Source organism: Micromonospora citrea, assembly GCF_049629545.1.
Taxonomy (GTDB): Bacteria; Actinomycetota; Actinomycetes; order Mycobacteriales; family Micromonosporaceae; genus Micromonospora; species Micromonospora citrea_A.
Map to the genome: position 1 here is coordinate 212,194 of NZ_JBNADX010000004.1, position 21,757 is coordinate 233,950.

Here is a 21,757-nt window from a genome sequence, read left to right on the forward strand (position 1 = left end):
CGGCCCGCCGCCCTGCCTGCCCGGGGGCAGCCGCTTCGGCGTCCCCGCCTCGGCGGCCGGCTTCTGATCGGGTACGCGCTGCGTCGTCACGCCGCCACCTCCGTGGTCTGCTGGGACGCCACGATCTCCGCGTACGTCGGGCAGTCGGCCAGTAGGTCCTCATGTCGTCCCAGGCCGACGACGCCCCCGTCCTCCAGCACGACGATCTGGTCGGCGTCGACGATCGTGGAGACCCGCTGGGCGACGATCACCACCGCCGCGTCCTCGGTGACCGGCCGCAGCGCCGCCCGCAGTCGAGCGTCGGTGCCGAGGTCGAGCGCGGAGAACGAGTCGTCGAAGAGGTAGATCTCCGGCTTGCGGACCAGCGCACGGGCGATGGCCAGCCGCTGCCGCTGGCCGCCGGAGACGTTCGTGCCGCCCTGCGCGATCGGGGCGGCCAGCCCGCCGGGCATCTGGGCCACGAAGTCGCGGGCCTGGGCGATCTCCAGCGCCGTCCACAGCTCCTCGTCGGTGGCGTCCGGGTTGCCGTAGCGCAGGTTGCTGGCGACCGTGCCGGTGAACAGGTACGGCCGCTGCGGCACCAGCCCGATCCGCCGCCACAGCTCGTCCGGCTCCAGCTCCCGCACGTCCACCCCGTCGACCAGCACCGCCCCGGCGGTGGCGTCGACCAGGCGGGGGATCAGGGTGAGCAGGGTGGTCTTGCCGGCCCCGGTGGAGCCGATGATCGCGGTGGTCCGTCCGGGGGTGGCCCGGAACGAGACGTCGCGCAGCACTGGCGCGCTCGCCCCCGGGTACTGGAAGGAGACGCCGCGCAGCTGCAGCTCACCGCGTCCCTCGACCCGGGTCACCGGCCGGGCCGGCGGCACCACCGACGAGTCGGTGTCGAGCACCTCGACGATCCGTTCGGCGCAGACCGCGGCCCGGGGCACCATCATCAGCATGAAGGTCGCCATCATGACGGCCATCAGGATCTGCATCAGGTACTGGAGGAACGCGGTGAGCGCGCCGACCTGGATCTGACCGGCGTCGACCCGCTGCGCGCCGAACCAGAGCACGGCGACGCTGGAGACGTTGAGCACCAGCATGACGATCGGGAAGATCAGCGCCTGGAGCCGGCCGACCCGCAGCGCGGTGTCGGTGAGGTCGGCGTTGGCCGTCGCGAAGCGGTTCGTCTCGTACGGCTCGCGGACGAACGCGCGGACCACCCGGATGCCGGTGATCTGCTCGCGCAGCACCCGGTTGACCGTGTCGATCCGGGTCTGCATGAGCCGGAAGCCCGGCACCATCCGCCGGATGACCAGGCCGAGCGCCACCGCCAGCACCGGCACGCTGACCAGCATCAGCCAGGAGAGCCCCACGTCCTCGCGCAGCGCCATGACCACGCCGCCGACACTCATGATCGGTGCGGCGACCAGCATGGTGCAGCTCATCAGCACGAGCATCTGCACCTGTTGCACGTCGTTGGTGTTGCGGGTGATCAGCGACGGCGCGCCGAAGCGGGCCACCTCGCGCGCCGAGAAGCGGTTCACCTGCTCGAAGACGTCGCTGCGGACGTCCCGCCCGAAGGCCATGGCGGTCCGGGCACCCAGGTACACGGCGGCCACCGAGCAGACGATCTGCACCAGGCTGACCAGCAGCATCCAGCCGCCGGTGCGCAGGATGTAGTCGGTGTCGCCCCGGGCCACGCCGAGGTCGATGATGTCGGCGTTGAGGCTCGGCAGGTAGAGCGAGGCCATCGTGCCGACGAACTGGAAGAGCACCACCGCGAGCAGTGGCCGGTGGTACGGGCGCAGATGGCCGCGGAGCAGGCGGATCAGCACGGCGGGCCCCCCGGCGTCGGCTGGTCGGGATCATGGATTCGTGGGTTCAACCGGCTGTCCTCCCCGTCGGACATGCTCACGATCAATTCGGTCAGGAACTCCCGGATCACCGCCTTCTTCGCCGGGTCGGCGTCGACGGAGGTGAGCGGGGTGTCGCGGTGGATCAGGTCGACGAGCTGCCGCAGGTGTTCGCGTCCCCGGTCGGTCAGGGCGAGCTGCACCGAGCGGCGGTCGGTGGTGTCCCGGCGGCGGACGACGAAGCCGTCGCGTTCGAGGGTGTCGACGATGCCGGTGAGGGTGGCCGGGCGGACGAAGCACTGCTCGGCGACCTGCCGGTGGGTGGCGTCCTGGATGCCGGCGAGGGTGAACAGCACCCGCGCGCCGGCCGGGGTGAGGCCGTGGTGCTCGGCCAGGTAGCGCCCCCAGTGCTGGTCGACGAGGTGGCCGGCGACCGAGACCAGGCGCCCGATCGGCACCTGGCGCAGCACGTCCGGGAAGCGGATCAGTGGGTCCCTCTGCACGGCGTACACGTTAGCCCCCGGACGGTTAGGGGCCAAACGAAATAACCGCGGCGACGCCGACGAACAGGATCTGCAGCGCGGTGCGGGTCGCCAGCGGGGTGACCGGTCGGCCGCCCAGGGTCAGCCGGCGTCGGGCCGCCGAGACGTTCGCGGGGAACATCGCCACCATCAGCAGGGCGAGCGCGGCGGCGGCCCACCGTGCGGTGGCCGGGGCCAGCAACGCCACGGCGCCGGTCAGTTCCAGTGCGCCGGTGACGGTGACGAGCAGGTCCGGCCGGGGGAGCCGGGGCGGGACCATGGCGATCAGGTCGGCGCGGCGGGGTGCCGCGAAGTGCGCGAACCCGGTCAACGCGAACATCAGCGCCAGGCCGACCCGGAGCGCGGGGTGCCAGCCGTCGAGCGGGTCGACGCCGGCCAGGCCGGCCAGTCGGGCCAGGGCGGTGCCGACGACGAGAGCGATCAGTGGGGCCATGCGAACCTCCGAGGGGCAAATCTTGATGACGACAAGATATGCCTGACCATGGTGGTCTTGTCAATGGCAAGTTACGATCGCGGCATGACGAGCAACCGGCCGTACCACCACGGCGACCTGCGCCGCGCCCTGCTCGCGACGACGGCGGAGGCGATCCGGGAGTCCGGGCCGGCGGCGCTCAGCCTGCGTGACCTCGCCCGGCGGGCCGGCGTCTCGCACGCCGCGCCGGCGCACCACTTCGGCGACAAGGCCGGCCTGCTCACCGCGTTCGCCGTCGAGGGGTACGACCTGCTCACCGAGGAACTGGGTCGGGCCGGCGACGACCTGCTGGAGGCCGGCGTGGCGTACGTCCGGTTCGCCGTCGAGCACCGGGCCCACTTCGAGGTGATGTTCCGCCCCGACCTCTACCGGCCCGACGATCCCGCCCTGGTCGCCGCCCGGGCCCGGTCCGGCGCGGCGCTGCACGGCGGGGTGGCCGCCCATCCGGCCGCCTCGACCCCCGACCGGGACGCCCTCGCCGCCTGGTCGATCGTGCACGGCTTCGCCACCCTCTGGCTGGCCGGCGCCCTGCCGCCCGGCGCGGGGGACGACCCCGAGGCCACCGCCCGCCAGGTCATCCGTCGCCTCTTCGAGTGACCCGCCGGCCTCGGCCGCAGGTGTTCCCGCTCGACGTGGCTCCCGCGCGGCCCGCGCCGGGGCGGTCAGTCCGGGCGCGTGCCGGAGCGCGGCTCGTCCGGCGCCGTCGCCACGTACTCGCGCATCACCGCGGCGACCTCGCGCAGGAACGTGGTGGTCGCGACCGCCTGTTCGGGGGTGAGTCGGGCGACCGCCTGCTCGACCCCGGCGAGCATCGGCCGCAACGCCGCCAGCACCTCGTCGTGGGCCCGCTCGGTGACCTGGAGCGAGAGGCGTCGCCGGTCGCTCGGGTGCGGCCCCCGTTCCACGTGGCCGGCCTGCACCAGGCGGTCGACCAGGGTGGTGGCCGAGGCGGAGCGGATGCCGAGCCGGTTGCCCAGCTCCACCGGGCCGAGCGGCACGGGGGAGGAGATCAGGTGGTCGATGGCGGCCGCGTCGGTGGTCCCGATGCCGAGCCGGCGGGCCAGGGCGCCCCGGGTGTCACCGGCGGCCCGCAGCACCTCGCGCAGGGCGCGGGCGGTGTCGCTGGTCGTCGGCGCCTCGCTGTACGGCCCCCGGCGCGACACGCCGGCCGTGCCACGCTCGCCGGTTGACGCCGCCCCCTCCACGGGTAAAAGCTAGCACCTCAGGTAGCTAGAAAATCTAGCTAGTCGAGGAGGCCCGGATGCGCAGCGACGGACGCGCCCGCTGGTGGGGGCTGCTGGCCATCAGCCTCGGCGTCGCGATGATCATCGTGGACGCGACGATCGTGAACGTCGCCGTACCGCAGATCATCCGGGACCTGGGGATCACCTCCGCCGACGCGCAGTGGGTGCAAGAGGCGTACACCCTGGTCTTCGCGGCCCTGTTGCTGGTCGCCGGACGCTTCGCCGACCGGGTCGGACGGCGGCGGATGTTCGTCGCCGGCGTGGTGGTCTTCGTCGCGGCCAGCGTGCTCGCCGCCGTCGCCGGCACCGGCGAGACGCTGATCGCCTCCCGGGTGCTGCAAGGAGTCGGCGGCGCGATGATGCTGCCCACCTCGCTCTCCCTGCTCAACGCGAACTTCACCGGCCGGGAGAAGGGCGTCGCCTTCGCCGTCTGGGGCTCCACCATCGGCGGCGCGGCCGCCCTCGGCCCGCTGCTCGGCGGCTGGCTCACCACCGAGTACTCCTGGCGGTGGGCGTTCGGCATCAACGTCCCGGTCGGCGTCGCCGTCGTCGCGGCCACCCTCGTCCTGGTCCGCGAGTCCCGCGACGACCGGGCCGAACGCGGCGTCGACCTGCTCGGTGCGCTGCTCTCGGTGATCGGCATGACCGGCGTCGTCTTCGCCCTCATCGAGGGCCGTACCTACGGCTGGTGGGAGCGGGAGCGGCCGTTCCGCCTCTTCGGCCTGGACTGGACCGCCGCGATCTCCCCGGTGCCGGTCGCCGGGCTGCTCGGGCTCGCCGCCCTCGTCGTCTTCGTGGCCCATCAGCTACGCCGTGACCGGGCCGGCCGCCCCGCCCTGCTCGACCTGTCGCTGTTCGGCATCCGCTCGTTCCGCAACGGCGTCCTCGCCGCCGCCATCGTCAGCCTCGGCGAGTTCGGGCTGCTCTTCGCCCTGCCACTGTGGTTCCAGAACGTCCTCGGCTACAGCGCCTTCGGTACCGGCGCGGCGCTGCTGCCGCTCGCCGTCGGCAGCTTCCTGGCCAGCGGGCTCGGCACCCCGCTCACCCGGCGCTGGGGCGCCGCCCGGATGGTCCAGCTCGGCGTCGCCGCCGAACTGGTCGGCGTCGCCGGGATCGGCCTGGTCGTCGCGCCGGACACCCGGTGGTGGGCGCCGCTCGGGTTTCTCTTCGTGTACGGCGTCGGTGTCGGCCTGGCGACTGCGCAGCTCACCGGCGTCTCCCTCGCCGACGTGCCGGTGCAACGCAGCGGACAGGGCTCGGGCATCCAGAGCACCGCCCGGCAGGTCGGCTCCGCGCTCGGCATCGCGGTGCTCGGCACGGTGCTCTTCGCCAGCCTGGGCGGCCTGCTCGGCGACCGCCTCGCCGACCGGCCGGAACTCGACGCGGCGCAGCGCGACCGGGTGGTCGCCGAGGTCAAGGACAGTGCCGGCGCGGCCATCACCGGGCTGGCCGCCGACCCCCGTACGGCGTCGATCGCCGACGAGGCGAAGGAGGCGTTCTCCGACGCCACCCGGTACGCCGCGTTCGCCGCCGCCGGTTTCCTCCTGGTCGGCCTGCTCGCCTGCACCCGCCTGCCCCGACCCCACCCCCTGCTCCCCCCAACCCCCCGCCCCGCACCACATGATCATGAAGTCAGCGGCACTGGAGGTCGGTCACTCCGCCGCTAACTTCATGATCACTGGAGCGCGGGACGGGTGGGAGGGAATGGGCGGTCACCAGCTGGTGGGGAGGGGCATGCCTTCGGTGTAGCCGGCGGTGCTCTGGACGCCGACCAGGGCACGCTCGTGGAACTCGTCCAGGTTGCGGGCGCCCGCGTACGTGAAGGCACTGCGCACGCCGGAGATGATCTCGTCGATCAGGTCCTCCACCCCCGGACGGGTCGGGTCCAGGTACATCCGCGCGGAGGAGATGCCCTCCTCGAAGATCGCCTTGCGGGCCCGGTCGAAGGCGCTGTCCTCGGCGGTACGCGCGCTCACCGCCCGCGCCGAGGCCATGCCGAAGCTCTCCTTGTAGCGCCGCCCGTCCGGCTCGGTGTAGAGGTCGCCGGGGGACTCGTAGGTGCCGGCGAACCAGGATCCGATCATGACGTTGGACGCTCCGGCCGCGAGGGCCAGCGCCACGTCGCGCGGGTGCCGCACGCCGCCGTCGGCCCAGACGTGCCGGCCCAGTTCGCGGGCCGCCGCCGCGCAGTCCAGCACGGCGGAGAACTGCGGCCGGCCCACGCCGGTCATCATCCGGGTGGTGCACATCGCGCCCGGCCCGACGCCGACCTTGACGATGTCCGCGCCCGCCTCCACCAGGTCACGTACGCCCTCGGCGGTGACCACGTTGCCGGCCGCGACCGGGACCGCCGGGTCGACCCGGCGGACCGCCCGCAGCGCCGAGATCATCCGCTCCTGGTGGCCGTGCGCGGTGTCCACGACCAGGGTGTCCACCCCGGCCGCCAGCAGCGCCTCGGCCTTGCCGGTCACGTCGCCGTTGATCCCCACCGCCGCCGCGATCCGCAGCCGGCCCCGGTCGTCCACGGCCGGCCGGTAGAGGGTGGCGCGCAGCGCGCCCTGCCGGGTGAGCACCCCGATCAGCCGGCCGTCGGCGTCCACCACCGGGGCCAACCGGCGCCGGCCCGCGGAGAGCCGGTCGAAGCCGGTACGCGGGTCCGCGTCCGCCGGCACCGTGTGCAGCTCGGTCGACATCACGTGCCGCAACTGGGCGAAGCGGTCCACGCCGACGGTGTCCGCCTCGGTGACCACGCCGACCGGGCGGTTCGCGTCGTCGACCACGATCACCGCGCCGTGCGACCGCTTCGGCAGCAGGTGGATCGCGTCGCCGACGGTGTCGGTCGGGCCGAGCGTGATCGGGGTGTCGTGCACCAGGTGCCGCTGCTTCACCCACGCGACCACGTTGGCGACCACCTCGATCGGGATGTCCTGCGGGATCACCGCGATCGCGCCGCGCCGGGCGACGGTCTCGGCCATCCGCCGGCCGGACACGGCGGTCATGTTCGACACCACCAGCGGGATGGTGGTGCCCGTCCCGTCGCTGGTGGCCAGGTCGACGTCGAGCCGGGAGCCCACCTCGGAGCGGGCCGGGGCCATGAAGACGTCGTTGTAGGTCAGGTCGTGCGCGGGGACCGCGCCATGAAGGAACCGCACCGGGCCATCATCCCTGCTCCCACCCACTCCCGCCCCCGCTGGTGCCCCAAACCACCCACCCCGCCCCCTCGCCCCCCGCCCCCCGAGGCCCAGAGCGCACTTACAGAGAAAGAGTGGCTATCCGGCCGGGAATAGCCACTCTTTCTCCGTAAGTGCGCACGTCGAGGGCGGGGGAGGGACGGGGGAGGGGGAGGGTCAGGCGATGGTGCAGATGGCGGCGCCGGCGGTGATCACCGCGCCGACCTCGGCGGTGAGGCCGCTGACCGTACCGGCCTTGTGGGCGTGCAGCGGCTGCTCCATCTTCATCGCCTCCAGCACCACGACCAGGTCACCCTCGGCGACGGTGTCCCCCTCCGCCACAGCGATCTTGACGATGGTGCCCTGCATCGGCGAGGCGAGCGCGTCGCCGCTGACCGTGGCGCCGGCCTTGGCGCCACCGCCCCGGCGGGCCGGCTTGCGGGCGGCGGGCGAGGCGGTGGTCGTACCCCCGCCGAAGCCGGCGGGGAGGCTGACCTCCAGCCGCTTGCCACCCACCTCTACCACGACGGTCTCGCGCTCGGCCGGGCCCTCGACGGCGCCGGCGGGCGCGGTGAAGGCCGGCACGGTGTTGTCGAACTCGGTCTCGATCCACCGGGTGTGCACGGTGAACGGCGCGGCGGTGAATGCGGGGTCCCGGACGACCAGGCGGTGGAAGGGCAGCGCGGTGGCCATGCCCTCGACGACCATCTCGTCCAGCGCCCGGCGGGCCCGCTCGATCGCCTCGGTACGCGTCTCGCCGGTGATGATCACCTTGGCGAGCAGCGAGTCGAAGTTGCCGCCGATCACGTCGCCGGCCGAGATGCCGGTGTCGACCCGGACGCCGGGGCCGGTGGGCAGCCGCAGCGCGGTGATGGTGCCCGGGGCGGGCAGGAAGTTGCGGCCCGGGTCCTCGCCGTTGATCCGGAACTCGATGGCGTGCCCGCGCGGGGTCGGGTCCTCGGTGAAGCGCAGCTTCTCGCCGTCGGCAATGCGGAACTGCTCGCGGACCAGGTCGACGCCGGCGGTCTCCTCGGTGACCGGGTGCTCCACCTGGAGCCGGGTGTTGACCTCCAGGAAGGAGATGGTGCCGTCGGCGCCGACCAGGTACTCGACGGTGCCGGCGCCGTGGTAGCCGGCCTCCCGGCAGATCGCCTTGGCGCTGTCGTGGATCTGCCGGCGCTGGGCGTCGGTGAGGAACGGCGCGGGGGCCTCCTCGACCAGCTTCTGGTGCCGGCGCTGCAACGAGCAGTCCCGGGTGCCGACGACGATGACGTTGCCGTGCTGGTCGGCGAGGACCTGCGCCTCGACGTGGCGGGGCTTGTCCAGGTACCGCTCGACGAAGCACTCGCCCCGACCGAACGCGGCGACCGCCTCGCGGGTGGCCGACTCGAACAGGTGCGGGATCTCCTCCATGGTGCGGGCCACCTTGAGCCCGCGCCCGCCGCCGCCGAAGGCCGCCTTGATGGCGACCGGCAGGCCGTGGTCGACGGCGAAGGCCATCACCTCGTCGGCGTTGCCGACCGGGTCGGGGGTGCCGGGGACCAGGGGAGCGCCGGCCCGCTGGGCGATGTGCCGGGCGGTGACCTTGTCACCCAGGTCGCGGATCGCCTGCGGGGTGGGGCCGATCCAGGTGAGCCCGGCGTCGATGACGGCCTGGGCGAAGTCGGCGTTCTCGGAGAGGAAGCCGTAGCCGGGGTGGACGGCGTCCGCGCCCGACTTCCCGGCGACGTCGATCAGCTTGTCGATCCGCAGGTAGCTGTCGGCCGCGGTGTCGCCACCGAGGGCGTACGCCTCGTCGGCGAGGGTGGCGTGCAGGGCGTCCCGGTCGGAGTCCGCGTAGACGGCGACGCTGCCCAGACCGGCGTCGCGGCAGGCACGGATGACGCGGACGGCGATCTCGCCACGGTTGGCGATGAGTACCTTGCGCACCTTGAGGGCTCCTCCCGGAAGGTCGTTGACCGGGAGTGTATCGGCCACCCTGAACCCCCCTAACGATCGCTCAGTGTGGGATGTGGCACTGTTCCGCCGGCCGTTAGTCAAACTTGGTTATTACGCTTGGCCGGTGTCTGCGACTCGCATGATGATTCTCGGCCTGGTCCGCTGGATGCAGCCGGTGCACGGCTACGACGTGCGCCGCGAACTGCTCAGTTGGAATGCCGACAAGTGGGCCAACGTGCAGCCCGGATCGATCTACCACGCACTGCGCAAGCTCGCCGGGGAGGGGCTGCTGCGCGAGGTGGCGACCGAGCAGGTGGGCGCCCGTCCGGCCCGCACCACGTACGAGGTGACGCCCAAGGGCGAGGACGAGTTCGAGAGCCTGCTGCGCGCCCAGTGGTGGCAGGTGCACGAGACGCCCGACCCGTTCGTGGCCGCCTTCTCGTTCCTGCCCGCGATGCCGCGCGACGAGGCGGCGGCCGCCCTGCGCAACCGGGCCAACCTGTTGCGCGCCGGTGTCGAGTCGATGCGGGCCTCGTTGGCCTCCGACTGGGTACGTGACACCAAGCCGGTGCACGTGGGCTGGATGTTCGAGCTGTGGCTGGCCCGGGCCGAGGCGGAGATCGACTGGTGTGGACGGATCGCCGAGCGGATCGACTCCGGAGTGTCGTACCTGCCTGCTGGGCTGGTCGGGACGGAGGACTGGCCGGGGTGGACGGACGGAGCGGCGCGACAGGGCCAGGACGCGGAATAATCAACGTTGACCAAAAGCGTTATATCGCGTTAGCCTGCTCGCGGGACACACGGGGGAACGCGCCGTCCCGGCGCCGTTCCCGGGGGAGGGTGGCCGGTGCGGCCGGCCGGACGACCAGGAGCAGACATGATCGAGACCAGGGGGTTGCGGAAGTCGTTCCGCTCCCGCGCCGGTCGCCAGACGAAGACGGTCGACGCCGTACGGGGGGTGAACCTCCAGGTCGCCGAGGGGGAGATCTTCGGTTTCCTCGGCCCCAACGGCGCCGGCAAGACCACCACCCTGCGGATGCTCGCCACGCTCATCGAGCCGGACGGCGGTGAGGCCACCATCGCCGGGGCCGACCTGCGCAAGGACCCGGCCGAGGTGCGCCGCCGGATCGGCTACGTCGCCCAGGGCGGCAGCACCTGGGACGAGTCCACCGCCCGCGAGGAGTTGGTGCTGCACGCCCGGATGTACGGCATCGGCAAGGCCGACGCGCACCGCCGCGCCGCCCGCGCCCTGGACGCCTTCCAGCTCACCGAGTACGCCGACCGCAAGTGCAAGACCTACTCCGGCGGGCAGCGCCGGCGCGTCGAGATCGCCCTCGGCATCATCCACGAGCCGAAGATCGTCTTCCTGGACGAGCCCACCACCGGGCTGGACCCGCAGAGCCGCGCGCACATGTGGGACGAGATCCGTCGGCTGCGTACCGAGGGCATGACCGTCTTCATCACCACGCACTACCTCGACGAGGCCGACGCGCTCTGCGACCGGATCGCGATCATGGATCACGGCGAGGTGGTCGCCGAGGGCACCCCGGCCGAGCTTAAGCGGGAGATCTCCGGCGACGTGGTGCTGGTCGGCCTCGACCTGGCCGCCACCCCGCAGGCCGCCCAACTGCTCGACGGCGAGGAGTACGTCACCAAGCTGGAGACCATCGACGAGGGCGGCGTACGCCTCTACGTCGAGGAGGGCGCCACCGCCATCCCGCAGCTCCTGCGCCGACTCGACTCCGCCGGGCTGGCGCTCAGCTCCATCGAGCTGCACCGCCCCAGCCTCGACGACGTCTTCCTCACCAAGACCGGCCGCTCGCTGCGCGAGTCCTGAGAACCGGAGACCGCACGATGAAACTCGCCCGCGACACCTGGCTGATCTTCCAGCGCCAGTTCCAGCTGCTGCTACGCAACCCGGTCTGGGTCTTCGTCGGCGTCTTCCAGCCGGTGATGTACCTGCTGCTCTTCGCCCCGCTGCTCAAGCCCGCGCTGAACGCCCCCACCCAGGCGGCGGCGTACAAGATCTTCGTCCCCGGCCTGCTGGTGCTGCTGGCCATCTTCGGCGGCCTGTTCCAGGGCTTCGGCCTGATCGCCGAACTGCGCGCCGGGGTGATCGAACGCTCCCGGGTCACCCCGGTCAGCCGGCTCGCCCTGCTGCTCGGCCGCTCCCTGCGCGACGTCGTCTCGCTGATCGTGCAGGCCGTCATCATCACCCTGCTGGCGCTGGCGTTCGACCTGCGTGTCTTCATCGGCGACCTGCTGCTGGCGTACCTGATGCTCGCCCTGATCGCGCTGATGACCTCGGCCGTCTCCTACGGTGTCGCGCTCAAGGTCAAGAGTGAGGACGCGCTCGCCCCGCTGATGAACACCGTCGCCCAGCCGGTGCTGCTGCTCTCCGGCATCCTGCTGCCGCTCACCTTCGCCCCGGGCTGGCTCCAGGGCGTCGCCGAGTGGAACCCGTTCTCCTGGGCGGTCGACGGCACCCGGGCGCTCTTCGCCGGGGACCTCGGCGACGACAAGGTCTGGCAGGGGCTGACCATCATCGCAGGGCTCGCCGCCGCCGGCGTCTTCTGGGCCGCCCGGCAGTTCGCCCGCAGCGTCCGCTGACGAGACCTGACTCTCACCTGGGGCGGGGTGCCGGCCGCGCGCTTGTAGCGTAAGGCCAGTGCCTCGCCTCACCCGTGACAGGACCACCTGGCTGACCTACGCCCAGTTGGGCCTGTGGGGCTTCTTCCTCTACGGGTTCGGCCCGGTCGTACCGCTGCTCCGCGACGAGCAGGGCACCAGCGCCGCCGTCGCCGGCCTGCACAGCACCGCCATCGCGGTCGGCGCGATGCTCGGCGGCGCGATCTTCGCCCCGCTCGCCCGACACGTCGGCCGCGCGGCGGCGATCTGGTCCGGCCTCGCCGGGGTCGCCGTCGGCGTCAGCGCGTTCGGCACACTCCGCCCGCTGCCGGCCACCCTCGCCGCCGTCGCGGTGATCGCCACCGCCGGCATGATGGTGATCAGCGGTGTCGCCGTCGTCCTCACCGCCCGGCACGGCCCCGCCGCGCCGGCCGCGCTCACCGAGGCCAACGCCGCCTGCGCCGGCATGGGCATCCTCGCCCCGCTGGTCATCGGCGTGAGCGTCGGCGCCGGGTTCGGCTGGCGTCCGGTGATGGCCGTCGAGGCCGGGCTCATCGCGGCGCTCGCCCTCGTCGCCCACCTCTCGCGGGTACGCCCGCCGCAGGGCGACCCCGCTGCCGCGGCTCCCGCCGGCCCGGCCGGGGCGGCCGCCCCGGTGACCGTCGATCCCGGTTCGCGGTCGGTGGGCCGCCTGCCCGCCGAGCCGGCCGGCACGGGCAAGGTGGGTGCCGGGCGGCTGCCCCGGGCGTACTGGATCGCCTGGGTGTTGATGTCGGTCACCGGCTCGATCGAGGTCTGCCTGTCGCTCTGGACCGCCGACGTGCTGCGTACCCACGCCGGGATGTCCGCGGGCGGCGCCTCCGCCGCGGTGGCCGCGATCGTGTGCGGCATGTTCCTCGGCCGGCTGGCCGGCGGCCGGATCGCCCTGCGCTGGCCGCCCGCCCCACTGCTGCTCGGCGCGCTGACCGTCTCGTTCGTCGGGTTCGCGATCTTCTGGCTCGCCCCGGTCGGCTGGCTCGCCGTCACCGGGCTGGTCGTGCTGGGATTGGGCAACGCGCTGCACTACCCGCTGGCCATCTCCATCGCGCTGGCCGTGGCCGGGCCCGCCGCCGACAAGGCGGCCGGCTGGGCGTCGTACTCGATGGGGGTGGGCTTCGGGATCGCGCCGGTGGCGCTCGGCGCGGTGGCCGACGGGGTCGGACCCCACCTGGCCTTCCTGCTGCTGCCCGGTTTCATCGCCGCAGCCCTGATGCTCACCGTGCGGCTGGCCCGCGCGCTACGGATCGCGGCCCCGACGGACGACCGCGAGCCCGTTCCCGCCTGACACTCCTTGACCCACGAGCCCCATGATCGACTCCATGTCGCCGGTGTGGCGGGGTCGGGAAGCGGGCGACCCCACCGTTTCGGCGACACGGAGTCGATCTGGTGTCAGCGCACCCGGGCCAGGGTGACCCCGTCGGCGATCGGGAGCATCACCGTCTCGACGCGGACATCGGCCAGCACCTCGTCGTTGAAGGCAGCGATCGCCCGGTCGTCGGCGTCGCGCGGGGCGAGCACCCGGCCGCCGCGCAGCGTGTTGTCCACCGCGATCACCCCGCCCGGACGCATCCGGGGCACCAACTCGTCCCAGTACACCGGGTAGCCGGTCTTGTCGGCGTCGATGAACGCGAAGTCCAGGTGACGCTCCACGGGCAGCTCGCGCAGCGTGTCCCCGGCCGGGCCGATCCGCAGCTCGATCCGGTCGGCGACACCCGCCCGCTCCCAGTAGCGCCGAGCGATGCCGGTGTACTCCGCCGAGATGTCGAAGCAGGTCAACCTGCCGTCCTCGGGCAGGCCACGGGCGATCGCCAGCGAGGAGAGCCCGGTGAACGTGCCCACCTCCACCGCCTGCCGTACGCCGAGCAGCCGGGTGAGGAAGGTGAGGAACGCGGCCTGCTCCGGGGCCACCTGCATCACCGCCTGGTCGGGGAGGGCGGCGATCGTCTCCTCGTACAGGTCGCGGACGATCTCGTCCGGCGACGACCCGTGGGCCACGAGGTACGCGTGCAGTTCCGGTGTCAGCGGCAACGGCTTGGAGGTCATGCCCGGACGCTAGCCGAGATGGGCGATCTCCTGGCCCCCTGGCGCGACCTTCGTCCACAGGTCCGTGATGTCGAGCTCCAGCTCACCGAGGAGCCGGCGCAGCATCGGCAGCGAGAGCCCCACCACCGTGCCCGGGTCACCCTCGATCCCGGTCAGGAACGCCCCGCCCAGACCGTCGATGGTGAACGCCCCCGCCACCGCCAGCGGCTCCCCGGTCGCCACGTACGCGGCGATCTCCTCGTCGCTGATGTCGGCGAAGTGCACCACCGTCGACGCCACCGCCTCCGCTCGGGCTTCGTGCGTCACGTCCACCAGACAGTGCCCGGTGTGCAGCACCCCGCTGCGCCCCCGCATCCGCCGCCAGCGGTCCGTCGCGTCGGCGGCGTCCGCCGGCTTGCCCAGGATCTCCCCGTCGAACGCCAGCACCGAGTCGCAGCCCAGCACCAGCATGCGCTCGTCCGGGGTGGCGCGCAGGCGGTCCAGCACCGCCAGCGCCTTCAACCGGGCCAGCTCCAGGCACAGATCCTCGGCCCGGTCGCTGACCACCTGGGACTCGTCGACCCCGCTGACCAGTACGTCGGGTTCGATCCCGGCGGCCTGGAGGAGCTTGCGGCGGGCGGGACTCTGGGATGCGAGGACGAGACGCAGCGGCAGGGAGTTCGGCACGTCGCCGACGCTACCGGCTGATCCGGGGCGGCGGGTCGTCGGCACGGCGACGCCGACGCCAGATCAGGTAACCGCCACCGGCGGCAACGATCACGCCGAGGGTGACGAGACCCCGAGCGGTCGCTGCGTCGTCGCCGTCGACGTCGGCGGCTGTCGTGGGTGGGGCGCCATTGGGTGGTGGGGTGACCGTGGAGGACTCGAAGCCCAGGGGAGGTACGTCAGCGGTGAGGGCGGCTACGAGGTCGATGACCCCGTAACCGTACTCGTCGTCACGGCCGGGTGGGCCCTTGTCGACAGCGGTGGCGGTGAGCCGATGCGCGACCTCGGCGGCCGGCAGGTGCGGATACTTGGAACGTATGAGAGCGGCAGCTCCGGCAACAATCGCAGTAGCGCTAGAGGTTCCTGTGCCCTTGGAGTATTTCACGTCATAGCTGGTGCTGAAGATATTCACCGCCGGAGCTGCGACGTCTACTTCGGGGCCTGTAACCGATATTGCAGCGTGTTCCCCGAGTTGGTCGATCCCACCTACGCCGATTACTCCTTCTTCCGAGGCTGGGTACCCCACGCCAAGGTCTTCCGGTTTGTTCCCAGCTGCTGCAACAATGATTATATTTGCCTGGAGTGCGCTTCGTATTGCTCGTTGCAGTCTTGGGCTAGCTCCAGCGACCGCCGAGATGCTTATGACATCTGCACCTTGCGATGTCGCCCACTCGACAGCAGCAGCGAGATCTTCCGTATCCCCTTGATTGTTGACTAGCTTGGTTCGTATGGGCAAGATCTTTGCCTTCGGGGCGATACCTAGGGCGCCAGCTTCCGACCCTCTTCCGTGCGCAGCGATTAAGCCTGCCATGGAGGTGCCATGGCTATCTGTGTCCTGTCGGCCATCTCCGCTGCCGCCTGGGATTAGGTCCCTTCCAGGAAGGAGATTGCTGCTCAGGTCGGGGTGGGGGGCCACGCCAGTGTCGGGAATCGCTACCGTGACTCCGTCGCCTTGGCTGATGCGGTGTGCATCAGCCACGCGAAGGAAACGCAAGTGCCACTGGTCACTGCGTACTCGCTTCTCGGGTGGGGGTTGTGGCGAAGCTTGCGCTGCAACTACGGAGCTGAGAGGGGCTGCTATCAACAGGGCGGAAATCGCGATAAGAGGCCCAGTTGTACGCGTGATCACCTCTTAAAACCGATGGCTGGGCCTGGGTCGATGGGCCCATCTTCGTCTGGCGGGAGGACTACAGGGCTCACTCCCTCGTCTGTCTCCCAAGGGTTGTCGGGATCCCAGCTACGCGGTTCGCCGCCTGTCTGCTCGTGGCGACCCGGCTTTCTTCCCGCTGTGTTCCCGATTCCCTGACCCCCGCCTCCTATTCCAGGGCTGCCTCCGATTGGATGCAGGCCGGGCAAGCCGCTGAACTGTCCGCGGCCTCCGCCTGGGCGAGATCCAGCAGCTCCTGTGGGTGCCGTCCCGGCGCCACCACCGCCAATTACCCCACCGACCGGGTTAACGCGGCGAGGTGAGGGGTTTCCGCCAGGCTGTCCAAGTGACCCGCCGGGGACGCCGCCGATCAAGCCCCCCGGATGCATCGGTCGAGGGGGGAATGCGCGTGCAGCGTTAGAGGCCTGATTGGTGTTTCCTGGACCCGAGCGGGTGGCCGGTCCCCTTAAGCCGTTAGTTCCACCGCTTTGGCCTATCGGAAGACCGAGGCTGGATGGTGGCCCAGCAGTGTGCGTAGAGCTTGCGGGGCTGCCCGGCTGGGCAGATGTGGGTGGGTTGGCTAGGCCAGTGTTCGCTCCGCCGAGGACGGGACCAATGCTCGGCGCGCCTTGAATGGGAACCGGTGTAGTCGCTTTACGCGCACCACTCGGCTGGGCCTCAGTTGACACCGCGAGAGGTACGGGGATAACGGGAGGGATGAGTGGAACTGGGCCGGCAGAGTAGGCATCAGGGTTCTCAATCTGCCTGCCTGGGCTGGGCCTCGGCGGCGGCTTTTGGAGCATGACCTGGGCCTGCTGTAGTTCGCCGCTCAACCCGAACATGATCCCCCGGGCCTGCGAGTTCAACTGCTCCAGATCCGCGTCCGTCACCGGCGGCTTCGTCGTACGGTTGCCGGCCAACGCCTTCGGATCGGTGATCATCTCCTCGTACGAGCGTTTCTGCGCCAGCTTCGTCGCGTACTGCTCGTAGAGGGTCTTCACCTGGGGTCGGGCGCTGTCGATGGCGCGGGTGGCGGCGGCGAGCGCGTCGTGGTTGGCGGCGGCGGTGTCGTGGGTGCGCTGCACCTTCTCGATGAGCTGGTCCAGCTCGGCCAGGTACGCCCGGGCGGCGGCGTTGGTCTCCGGCGGCCACGCCTCGGCCAGGCCGCGACGGTACTCGTGGAGCCGCCGCATGTGGTTCATCGCGAGGTCGCACACCTTGCGCCAGCCGGCGACCTGCTTCCAGTGCCCGCTGGTGTCGTGGTCCTGGAGGCAGGCCCACATGCTCTGCACGTCCATCAACTGCCAGTCGGTGAGGCCGGACGTCCGGCCGCCGCCCCGTTCGATCACGGCAGCACCACCGGCCCCCGGTTGTCCGGGCCGGTGGGATCGGTGAGGGTGGCTCGACTGTGCGGCATCACGGCGTACGGGCGGGCGAGCGCCTCCCGTACGTCGCCGATCCGGGCGGCGGCGAAGGCGTCCACGCCCTCGTACTCGGAGGCGATCTTTCCGGCGGCGCCCGCCAGGTGGCCGGTCGCCCCGCCCAGGTCCCACACCGTGTTGGCGGTGGCCTGCTGGGTCTCGTGGTGGGCGCGCAGGAACTGCACCAGTTCGATGAACGCGTCACACGGGTCGGGAATAGCAGCGGTCATGTCGTCCGCGATGTAGGACAGGTGCGGTGCGTAGTTGCGGTCGACCTCGGCCTGGAGCCGGTCGGCGAACTCGCGCATCTGGCGGATGTCGGCTTCGATGCGGTCGTTGTCGCGCAGCCAGGAAGCTGGGCGGTCCTCCTCAGGGATCATCGATCCTCCCTACCCGTCACGGCCCCGTTCCCCTGAGTGAGGTTAATGGGTCCCGCGCGATCTCGGCAGCCCCGACGAGGAGGCACGACTCAGGTCGCGTACCCGGGGCAGGTCAGCGGGGCAGGCCGGAGGCGCGCCACCCGCCCTGGCCGGCGACGGGGGTCGCGACGGCCGGGCGGCTGCTGCGCGCCCAGGCGGAGACGGCCACCGGCGCGGGCGCGGCGACCGGCCGGGACCGGGCGACGATCGCGCCGACCAGCGCGGCCAGTTCTTCGGCGGTCGGGACACCCCGGACGACCCGGAACAGCGGCTCTTCGGCAGACATGCCGTCAGCGTACGCGTCGCGAACTTGACCTTCGCCGCACAGTGGCGTGCCGGCGGTGTGAGCGTCGGCGACGCCGGGTACCGTCTCAGCGATGTCTGAAGCGCTTCCCCAACTCGTCGCCGACCGGTACCGGCTCATCTCGCCGCTCGGTCAGGGCGGCATGGGTCGGGTGTGGAAGGCGCGTGACGAGGTCCTGCACCGGGACGTGGCGATCAAGGAACTCGTGCCACCGCCCAGCCTCACCGACGACGAGCGCCGCGAGATGCGGGAGCGGTCGTTGCGGGAGGCCCGGGCCATCGCCCGGCTGAACCACATCAACGTGGTCCGCATCTTCGACGTGCTGCGTACCGACGGCGATCCGTGGATCGTCATGGAGTACGTCGCGTCGAAGTCGCTGCAGGACACCCTCGCCGAGGACGGCCCGGTGACGCCGGCCCGCGCCGTCGAGATCGGCCTCGGTGTGCTGGGGGCGTTGAAGGCGGCGCACAAGGCCGGCGTGATGCACCGCGACATCAAGCCGGGCAACGTGCTGCTCGGCACCGACGGCCGGGTGGTGCTGACCGATTTCGGTCTGGCCACCATCCCCGGCGACCCGAACGTCACCCGCACCGGCATGGTGCTCGGCTCGCCCGCGTACATCGCGCCGGAGCGGGCCAAGGACGGCACCGCCGGTCCGGAGGCCGACCTGTGGTCGCTGGGGGCCACCCTCTACGCGGCGGTCGAGGGCAAGTCGCCGTACGCGCGGCCGTCGGCGATCGCCACGCTGGCCGCGCTGGCCACCGAGCCGTTGCCGCCGCCGAAGAACGCCGGCCCGTTGAAGCCGGTCCTGCAGGGGCTGCTCCGCAAGGACCCGAAGGAGCGGATCACCGCCGAGGTGGCCGAGCGCCTGCTGCGCCGCGCCGGCGGCAAGCGGGCGAAGAGCATCCCGCTGCTCGACGGCGTACGCCGGCCGGGGCCGAACGGCCCGCGCGAGCCGCGCCCGCCGCTGGTCCCGGCGCCGCGGGCGGCCGAGCAGTCCGCCGCGTCGAAGCCGACCACGCCACCCAAGGCCGCCGCTGCGGCGGCCGGCGCGACGGCCGCCGACGACGCGACCGCCAAGGTGCCCGCGAACGCGGACGCCGCGCCGACCGCCAAGGTCGACCCGCCGAAGCCGGACGCCGCGCCGACCGCCAAGGTCGAGGCGCCGAAGCGCAACAACCCCACGTCCGTGATGCCCGCGCCGGTCAGCCCGGCCGCCGCGCCCGCCGAGCGCCTTCCCGGCTCGGTGTACGACGGGACGAAGCACGACCAGCGCAAGCGGAACCTGCTGATCGGTGCGGTCGTGCTGGTGCTGCTGGTCGGCCTCGCGGTGCTCGTCCCGCTGCTCGGCCGTAGCGGCGACCCGGAGGACGACGGTCAGCAGGCCGGCCCGTCCAGCGCCGCGACCTCGACTTCGGGTCCCGCCCCGACGTCGGCTCCGGCCGCGCCGCCGCCGACCAGTGCTGCACCGCCCAGCCCGACGCCCTCGGCCAGCCCGTCGACCGACCCGAATGCGCTGCCGGCGGGCTGGACCCTGCACAAGGGCCCGACCTTCTCCGTCCCGCTCCCGCCGGACTGGCGGGTCGTCCGTACGGGAGGGGACATCGTCGTCTTCTCCCAGCGCAACGGAGTGGGCGAGATGCTGGTGCAGTGGGGCAGCAACCCCAAGCCGGACGCGGTCGCCGACTGGCGGGCGCAGGAACCGAGCCGCAAGCGGTATGTCAGCAACTACCAGTATCTCGGCATCGAGCGGTGCGACTGGTACCGCACCTGCGCGGACTGGGAGTGGCTGGAGAGCCGGGACGGCACCCGGATCCACGTCCGCAACCGGGGCTTCGCCACCGCCAGCAACCGGGGCTACGCCATCCGGTGGGAGATCGCGGAGAAGGACTGGCAGGCCCAGCTCGCCACCTTCGACCAGATCGTCAAGGGGTTCAAGCCCGACCGGGTGAACTGACACCTGGGATTCGTACCGGTGCGAACTCGATTCGCATGACTCTCCGTCGTACGGGGTATCCCACCCCCGACGACGGAAGGAGGTACGACATGGGTTCCCGACGCAAGGACACCCGGCCCCGGCTGGCACTGTGGATGCTGGTCGCGCTCGGCGACATCGTCCTGCTGATGGTCAGTGTCGGCCTGTCGGTGCTGGTCGCGATGCTCGCCGTCGTGGCGGTCACCGCTGCCGCGATCGCCGCCTGGCGGTTCACCCGACGCACCGCCCTGACCCGTGACGACGCCGTGCCGGTGGTCACCCGGCAGGAGGCCTGAACCCGGACCCGACGGTGGCGGCAGCCGGACCAGTCATCGACCGTGCGGTGATGATCGATCCCGCTGCCGCCGACGGAGTGTCGGGGCTGGCTCAGGTGTTGTTCGCCAGCGCGATCAGCCGGGTTCGGTCGCCGTTCCAGTAGTTGCGGTCGACGTTGCCGCTGATCCCGGAGACGGTGCCCGAGTCGGTGTACTGCCAGAAGCTCCAGAACGGGGCGCCGGCCGGCAGCGTGCCCGGGCTGCTCGACCAGCGGGCGATCCAGAGCGGGTGGTTGGCCCACGGACCGGTCCAGCTGCCGGTGCACTGGTTCCACCAGCTGGTGGTGGTGTAGATGACCGCGTACCGGCCGGTGCGGGCGCGGTAGGTGTTGAGGAAGTCCTGGATCCAGCTGCGCATGCCGGAGGTGGACAGGCCGTAGCAGTAGCCGCCGCTGTAGGGGTTGCCCTCGACGTCCAGCGCGGCGGGCAGGGTCCGGCTGTCGGCCGACCACGCGCCACCGTTGCTGGCCAGGTAGTTGGCCTGGGTCGCGCCGGAGGAGATGTTCGGCCGGGCGAAGTGGTACGCCCCGCGGATCACCCCGGCGTAGTACGCGTTGGTGTAGTTGCTGTTGAAGTTCGGGTCCTTGTAGCTCGTACCCTCGGTGGCCTTGATGAAGGCGAACTGGATGCCCGAGTTGCGGACGCTGGTCCAGTTGATGGATCCCTGCCAGCGGGAGACGTCGATCCCGGGGACGGTGGCCGCGGCCGCCGGTGCGGCGGTGGCGACCAGGGCCGCGGCCGCGGTGGCGACGACGGTGAGGCCGGCGGCGAGGAGCCGGCGCAGCGAGAATCTGGTACGGGTCATGGATGCCTCCAGGGACGCCGATCGATTGACGACAATCCTTGGAGTTAGTTGCCCAAGAGCGCAAGAGGGCTTAAGGAAATTTTCATCGACGGCTTGCGATGTCCTTGCAAGGCTGATCGCTAACGGTCAGCGCAAGGCGGCGGGGTCGATCTGCCAGCGGAACGGCTCGGTCAGGGTCAGCGTCTCGCCCGCCTTGGCCACCCGGTCCTCGACGTAGTGCGCGCCGTCGAGCCGGTACAGCCGCAGCGAGTGGGTGTCCCCGTCCTGCTCCACCAGCAGGTACCAGGGGATCCGGGCAATGGCGTAGAGCTGCATCTTGAGCAACCGGTCTGCGGCGGCGTTACCCGGCGAGACGATCTCACCGACGAAGAACACCTGGCCTGCGTCGGGAAACGTTCCCTCGTCGTCGGCGTCGGTGACCACGAGGTCCGGAATGACGATCCGGTCCACACCGAGGCGAACGTTGATCGCATCGAACACCGAGAGTCCCCGCGGCTCTGCCGCTGCCTCGATGCTGTTCGCCAGGCGCCGCGCCACCCGCTGGTGCCGGCGACTCGGGGCAGGGCTCACGATCAGGCTCCCGTCGAGCAGCTCGATCCGGTTCGGGGTCTCGCCCAAGGCGAAGTAGTCGGCCTCGGTCCAGAGGCCGACGTGGTGTTCCAGGGGAGCCGCGCTCACCGGCGTCCACCTCCCGCTTCGTTCGCCACCTGATCAGTCTCACACTCTACGAGT

At 71.6% G+C, this 21,757-nt stretch carries 22 protein-coding genes; 9 read left to right on the forward strand and 13 right to left on the reverse strand.

What is annotated here, in order from left to right; genetic code table 11:
* Positions 1-86: 86 nt before the first annotated feature.
* The 3 genes from ACPFP2_RS07195 to ACPFP2_RS07205 are packed head-to-tail and all read right to left on the reverse strand — an operon-like array spanning position 87 to position 2,813.
* A complete protein-coding gene (locus ACPFP2_RS07195) occupies positions 87-1,820 on the reverse strand; it encodes an ABC transporter ATP-binding protein (protein ID WP_424087316.1) in 1,734 nt (577 codons plus the stop codon).
* Entirely contained in the window at positions 1,814-2,341 is a 528-nt protein-coding gene (locus ACPFP2_RS07200) for a MarR family winged helix-turn-helix transcriptional regulator (RefSeq protein WP_424087318.1), read from the reverse strand. The genes ACPFP2_RS07195 and ACPFP2_RS07200 overlap by 7 nt, the downstream gene beginning before the upstream one ends.
* A 25-nt stretch (positions 2,342-2,366) precedes the next feature.
* On the reverse strand, positions 2,367-2,813 hold the full coding sequence (locus tag ACPFP2_RS07205; protein WP_424087320.1) for a DoxX family protein: 447 nt from the start codon (positions 2,811-2,813) through the stop codon (positions 2,367-2,369).
* 84 nt (positions 2,814-2,897) lie between these two features.
* Between ACPFP2_RS07205 and ACPFP2_RS07210 the strand changes: the two genes are divergently transcribed.
* On the forward strand, positions 2,898-3,449 hold the full coding sequence (locus tag ACPFP2_RS07210; protein WP_424087322.1) for a TetR/AcrR family transcriptional regulator: 552 nt from the start codon (positions 2,898-2,900) through the stop codon (positions 3,447-3,449).
* Between the two features lie 65 nt (positions 3,450-3,514).
* Here ACPFP2_RS07210 and ACPFP2_RS07215 read toward each other — a convergent pair whose 3' ends face one another.
* Positions 3,515-4,057, reverse strand: a complete 543-nt coding sequence (locus ACPFP2_RS07215) for a MarR family winged helix-turn-helix transcriptional regulator (protein ID WP_424087324.1) — start codon at positions 4,055-4,057, stop codon at positions 3,515-3,517.
* Positions 4,058-4,113: 56 nt separating this feature from the next.
* On the opposite strand from ACPFP2_RS07215, the gene ACPFP2_RS07220 reads away from it, so the two are divergent.
* Complete coding sequence (locus tag ACPFP2_RS07220) at positions 4,114-5,763, forward strand: DHA2 family efflux MFS transporter permease subunit (RefSeq protein ID WP_424087326.1); 1,650 nt, start codon at positions 4,114-4,116, stop codon at positions 5,761-5,763.
* A gap of 45 nt (positions 5,764-5,808) precedes the next feature.
* On the opposite strand, the gene ACPFP2_RS07225 is transcribed toward ACPFP2_RS07220, so the two are convergent.
* Together ACPFP2_RS07225 and ACPFP2_RS07230 are read right to left on the reverse strand one after the other, a co-directional pair.
* Positions 5,809-7,248 carry a GuaB1 family IMP dehydrogenase-related protein gene (locus ACPFP2_RS07225; RefSeq protein ID WP_424087328.1) on the reverse strand — a complete coding sequence of 480 codons (1,440 nt, stop codon included), beginning with the start codon at positions 7,246-7,248 and terminating at the stop codon, positions 5,809-5,811.
* 195 nt (positions 7,249-7,443) lie between these two features.
* A complete protein-coding gene (locus ACPFP2_RS07230) occupies positions 7,444-9,195 on the reverse strand; it encodes an acetyl/propionyl/methylcrotonyl-CoA carboxylase subunit alpha (RefSeq protein ID WP_424087330.1) in 1,752 nt (583 codons plus the stop codon).
* A 148-nt stretch (positions 9,196-9,343) separates the two neighbouring features.
* On the opposite strand from ACPFP2_RS07230, the gene ACPFP2_RS07235 reads away from it, so the two are divergent.
* The 4 genes from ACPFP2_RS07235 to ACPFP2_RS07250 all read left to right on the forward strand — a co-directional run bounded on the left by ACPFP2_RS07235 (position 9,344) and on the right by ACPFP2_RS07250 (position 13,156).
* Positions 9,344-9,955, forward strand: a complete 612-nt coding sequence (locus ACPFP2_RS07235; RefSeq protein ID WP_424087549.1) for a PadR family transcriptional regulator — start codon at positions 9,344-9,346, stop codon at positions 9,953-9,955.
* Between the two features lie 126 nt (positions 9,956-10,081).
* Positions 10,082-11,041 (forward strand): ATP-binding cassette domain-containing protein, encoded by a 960-nt coding sequence (locus tag ACPFP2_RS07240; protein ID WP_424087332.1) that lies wholly within the window; start codon positions 10,082-10,084, stop codon positions 11,039-11,041.
* Positions 11,042-11,058: 17 nt separating this feature from the next.
* The gene (locus ACPFP2_RS07245; RefSeq protein ID WP_424087334.1) at positions 11,059-11,814 is read left to right on the forward strand and encodes an ABC transporter permease; all 756 of its coding nucleotides are present in this window, start codon (positions 11,059-11,061) and stop codon (positions 11,812-11,814) included.
* Positions 11,815-11,872: 58 nt separating this feature from the next.
* A complete protein-coding gene (locus ACPFP2_RS07250; RefSeq protein ID WP_424087336.1) occupies positions 11,873-13,156 on the forward strand; it encodes an MFS transporter in 1,284 nt (427 codons plus the stop codon).
* Positions 13,157-13,260: 104 nt separating this feature from the next.
* Here the strand turns inward: ACPFP2_RS07250 and ACPFP2_RS07255 are convergent, their stop codons facing one another.
* The 3 genes from ACPFP2_RS07255 to mycP are packed head-to-tail and all read right to left on the reverse strand — an operon-like array spanning position 13,261 to position 15,706.
* Positions 13,261-13,914: an O-methyltransferase gene (locus tag ACPFP2_RS07255; RefSeq protein WP_424087337.1), complete on the reverse strand. Its 654-nt coding sequence runs from the start codon at positions 13,912-13,914 to the stop codon at positions 13,261-13,263.
* Between the two features lie 9 nt (positions 13,915-13,923).
* Positions 13,924-14,580 carry a Maf family protein gene (locus ACPFP2_RS07260; protein WP_424087338.1) on the reverse strand — a complete coding sequence of 219 codons (657 nt, stop codon included), beginning with the start codon at positions 14,578-14,580 and terminating at the stop codon, positions 13,924-13,926.
* Positions 14,581-14,590: 10 nt separating this feature from the next.
* Positions 14,591-15,706 (reverse strand): type VII secretion-associated serine protease mycosin, encoded by a 1,116-nt coding sequence (gene mycP / locus ACPFP2_RS07265; RefSeq protein ID WP_424087551.1) that lies wholly within the window; start codon positions 15,704-15,706, stop codon positions 14,591-14,593.
* 861 nt (positions 15,707-16,567) lie between these two features.
* Between mycP and ACPFP2_RS07270 the strand changes: the two genes are divergently transcribed.
* Positions 16,568-16,756, forward strand: a complete 189-nt coding sequence (locus ACPFP2_RS07270; protein ID WP_157745047.1) for a hypothetical protein — start codon at positions 16,568-16,570, stop codon at positions 16,754-16,756.
* Positions 16,757-17,111: 355 nt separating this feature from the next.
* Here ACPFP2_RS07270 and ACPFP2_RS07275 read toward each other — a convergent pair whose 3' ends face one another.
* Both ACPFP2_RS07275 and ACPFP2_RS07280 read right to left on the reverse strand, forming a co-directional pair.
* The gene (locus ACPFP2_RS07275; protein ID WP_424087340.1) at positions 17,112-17,567 is read right to left on the reverse strand and encodes a hypothetical protein; all 456 of its coding nucleotides are present in this window, start codon (positions 17,565-17,567) and stop codon (positions 17,112-17,114) included.
* Positions 17,568-17,679: 112 nt separating this feature from the next.
* Positions 17,680-17,892 (reverse strand): acyl-CoA carboxylase subunit epsilon, encoded by a 213-nt coding sequence (locus ACPFP2_RS07280; protein WP_424087342.1) that lies wholly within the window; start codon positions 17,890-17,892, stop codon positions 17,680-17,682.
* A gap of 91 nt (positions 17,893-17,983) precedes the next feature.
* Between ACPFP2_RS07280 and ACPFP2_RS07285 the strand changes: the two genes are divergently transcribed.
* Both ACPFP2_RS07285 and ACPFP2_RS07290 read left to right on the forward strand, forming a co-directional pair.
* Positions 17,984-19,867 (forward strand): serine/threonine-protein kinase, encoded by a 1,884-nt coding sequence (locus ACPFP2_RS07285; RefSeq protein ID WP_424087344.1) that lies wholly within the window; start codon positions 17,984-17,986, stop codon positions 19,865-19,867.
* Between the two features lie 89 nt (positions 19,868-19,956).
* A complete protein-coding gene (locus tag ACPFP2_RS07290; protein WP_424087346.1) occupies positions 19,957-20,181 on the forward strand; it encodes a hypothetical protein in 225 nt (74 codons plus the stop codon).
* Positions 20,182-20,272: 91 nt separating this feature from the next.
* Here the strand turns inward: ACPFP2_RS07290 and ACPFP2_RS07295 are convergent, their stop codons facing one another.
* Complete coding sequence (locus ACPFP2_RS07295) at positions 20,273-21,025, reverse strand: GH25 family lysozyme (protein ID WP_424087348.1); 753 nt, start codon at positions 21,023-21,025, stop codon at positions 20,273-20,275.
* Positions 21,026-21,151: 126 nt separating this feature from the next.
* Positions 21,152-21,703, reverse strand: a complete 552-nt coding sequence (locus ACPFP2_RS07300) for a Uma2 family endonuclease (RefSeq protein ID WP_424087350.1) — start codon at positions 21,701-21,703, stop codon at positions 21,152-21,154.
* Positions 21,704-21,757 lie beyond the last annotated feature (54 nt).

What these genes read in the sequence shown, in the direction of transcription:
- ACPFP2_RS07205 (WP_424087320.1), bottom strand. Translation starts at nt 2,813, where the DNA reads ATGGCCCCACTGATCGCTCTCGTCGTCGGCACCGCCCTGGCCCGACTG.
- ACPFP2_RS07210 (WP_424087322.1), top strand. Translation starts at nt 2,898, where the DNA reads ATGACGAGCAACCGGCCGTACCACCACGGCGACCTGCGCCGCGCCCTG.
- ACPFP2_RS07220 (WP_424087326.1), top strand. Translation starts at nt 4,114, where the DNA reads ATGCGCAGCGACGGACGCGCCCGCTGGTGGGGGCTGCTGGCCATCAGC.
- ACPFP2_RS07235 (WP_424087549.1), top strand. Translation starts at nt 9,344, where the DNA reads ATGATGATTCTCGGCCTGGTCCGCTGGATGCAGCCGGTGCACGGCTAC.
- ACPFP2_RS07240 (WP_424087332.1), top strand. Translation starts at nt 10,082, where the DNA reads ATGATCGAGACCAGGGGGTTGCGGAAGTCGTTCCGCTCCCGCGCCGGT.
- ACPFP2_RS07245 (WP_424087334.1), top strand. Translation starts at nt 11,059, where the DNA reads ATGAAACTCGCCCGCGACACCTGGCTGATCTTCCAGCGCCAGTTCCAG.
- ACPFP2_RS07255 (WP_424087337.1), bottom strand. Translation starts at nt 13,914, where the DNA reads ATGACCTCCAAGCCGTTGCCGCTGACACCGGAACTGCACGCGTACCTC.
- ACPFP2_RS07270 (WP_157745047.1), top strand. Translation starts at nt 16,568, where the DNA reads ATGACCTGGGCCTGCTGTAGTTCGCCGCTCAACCCGAACATGATCCCC.
- ACPFP2_RS07275 (WP_424087340.1), bottom strand. Translation starts at nt 17,567, where the DNA reads ATGATCCCTGAGGAGGACCGCCCAGCTTCCTGGCTGCGCGACAACGAC.
- ACPFP2_RS07280 (WP_424087342.1), bottom strand. Translation starts at nt 17,892, where the DNA reads ATGTCTGCCGAAGAGCCGCTGTTCCGGGTCGTCCGGGGTGTCCCGACC.
- ACPFP2_RS07285 (WP_424087344.1), top strand. Translation starts at nt 17,984, where the DNA reads ATGTCTGAAGCGCTTCCCCAACTCGTCGCCGACCGGTACCGGCTCATC.
- ACPFP2_RS07290 (WP_424087346.1), top strand. Translation starts at nt 19,957, where the DNA reads ATGGGTTCCCGACGCAAGGACACCCGGCCCCGGCTGGCACTGTGGATG.
- ACPFP2_RS07295 (WP_424087348.1), bottom strand. Translation starts at nt 21,025, where the DNA reads ATGACCCGTACCAGATTCTCGCTGCGCCGGCTCCTCGCCGCCGGCCTC.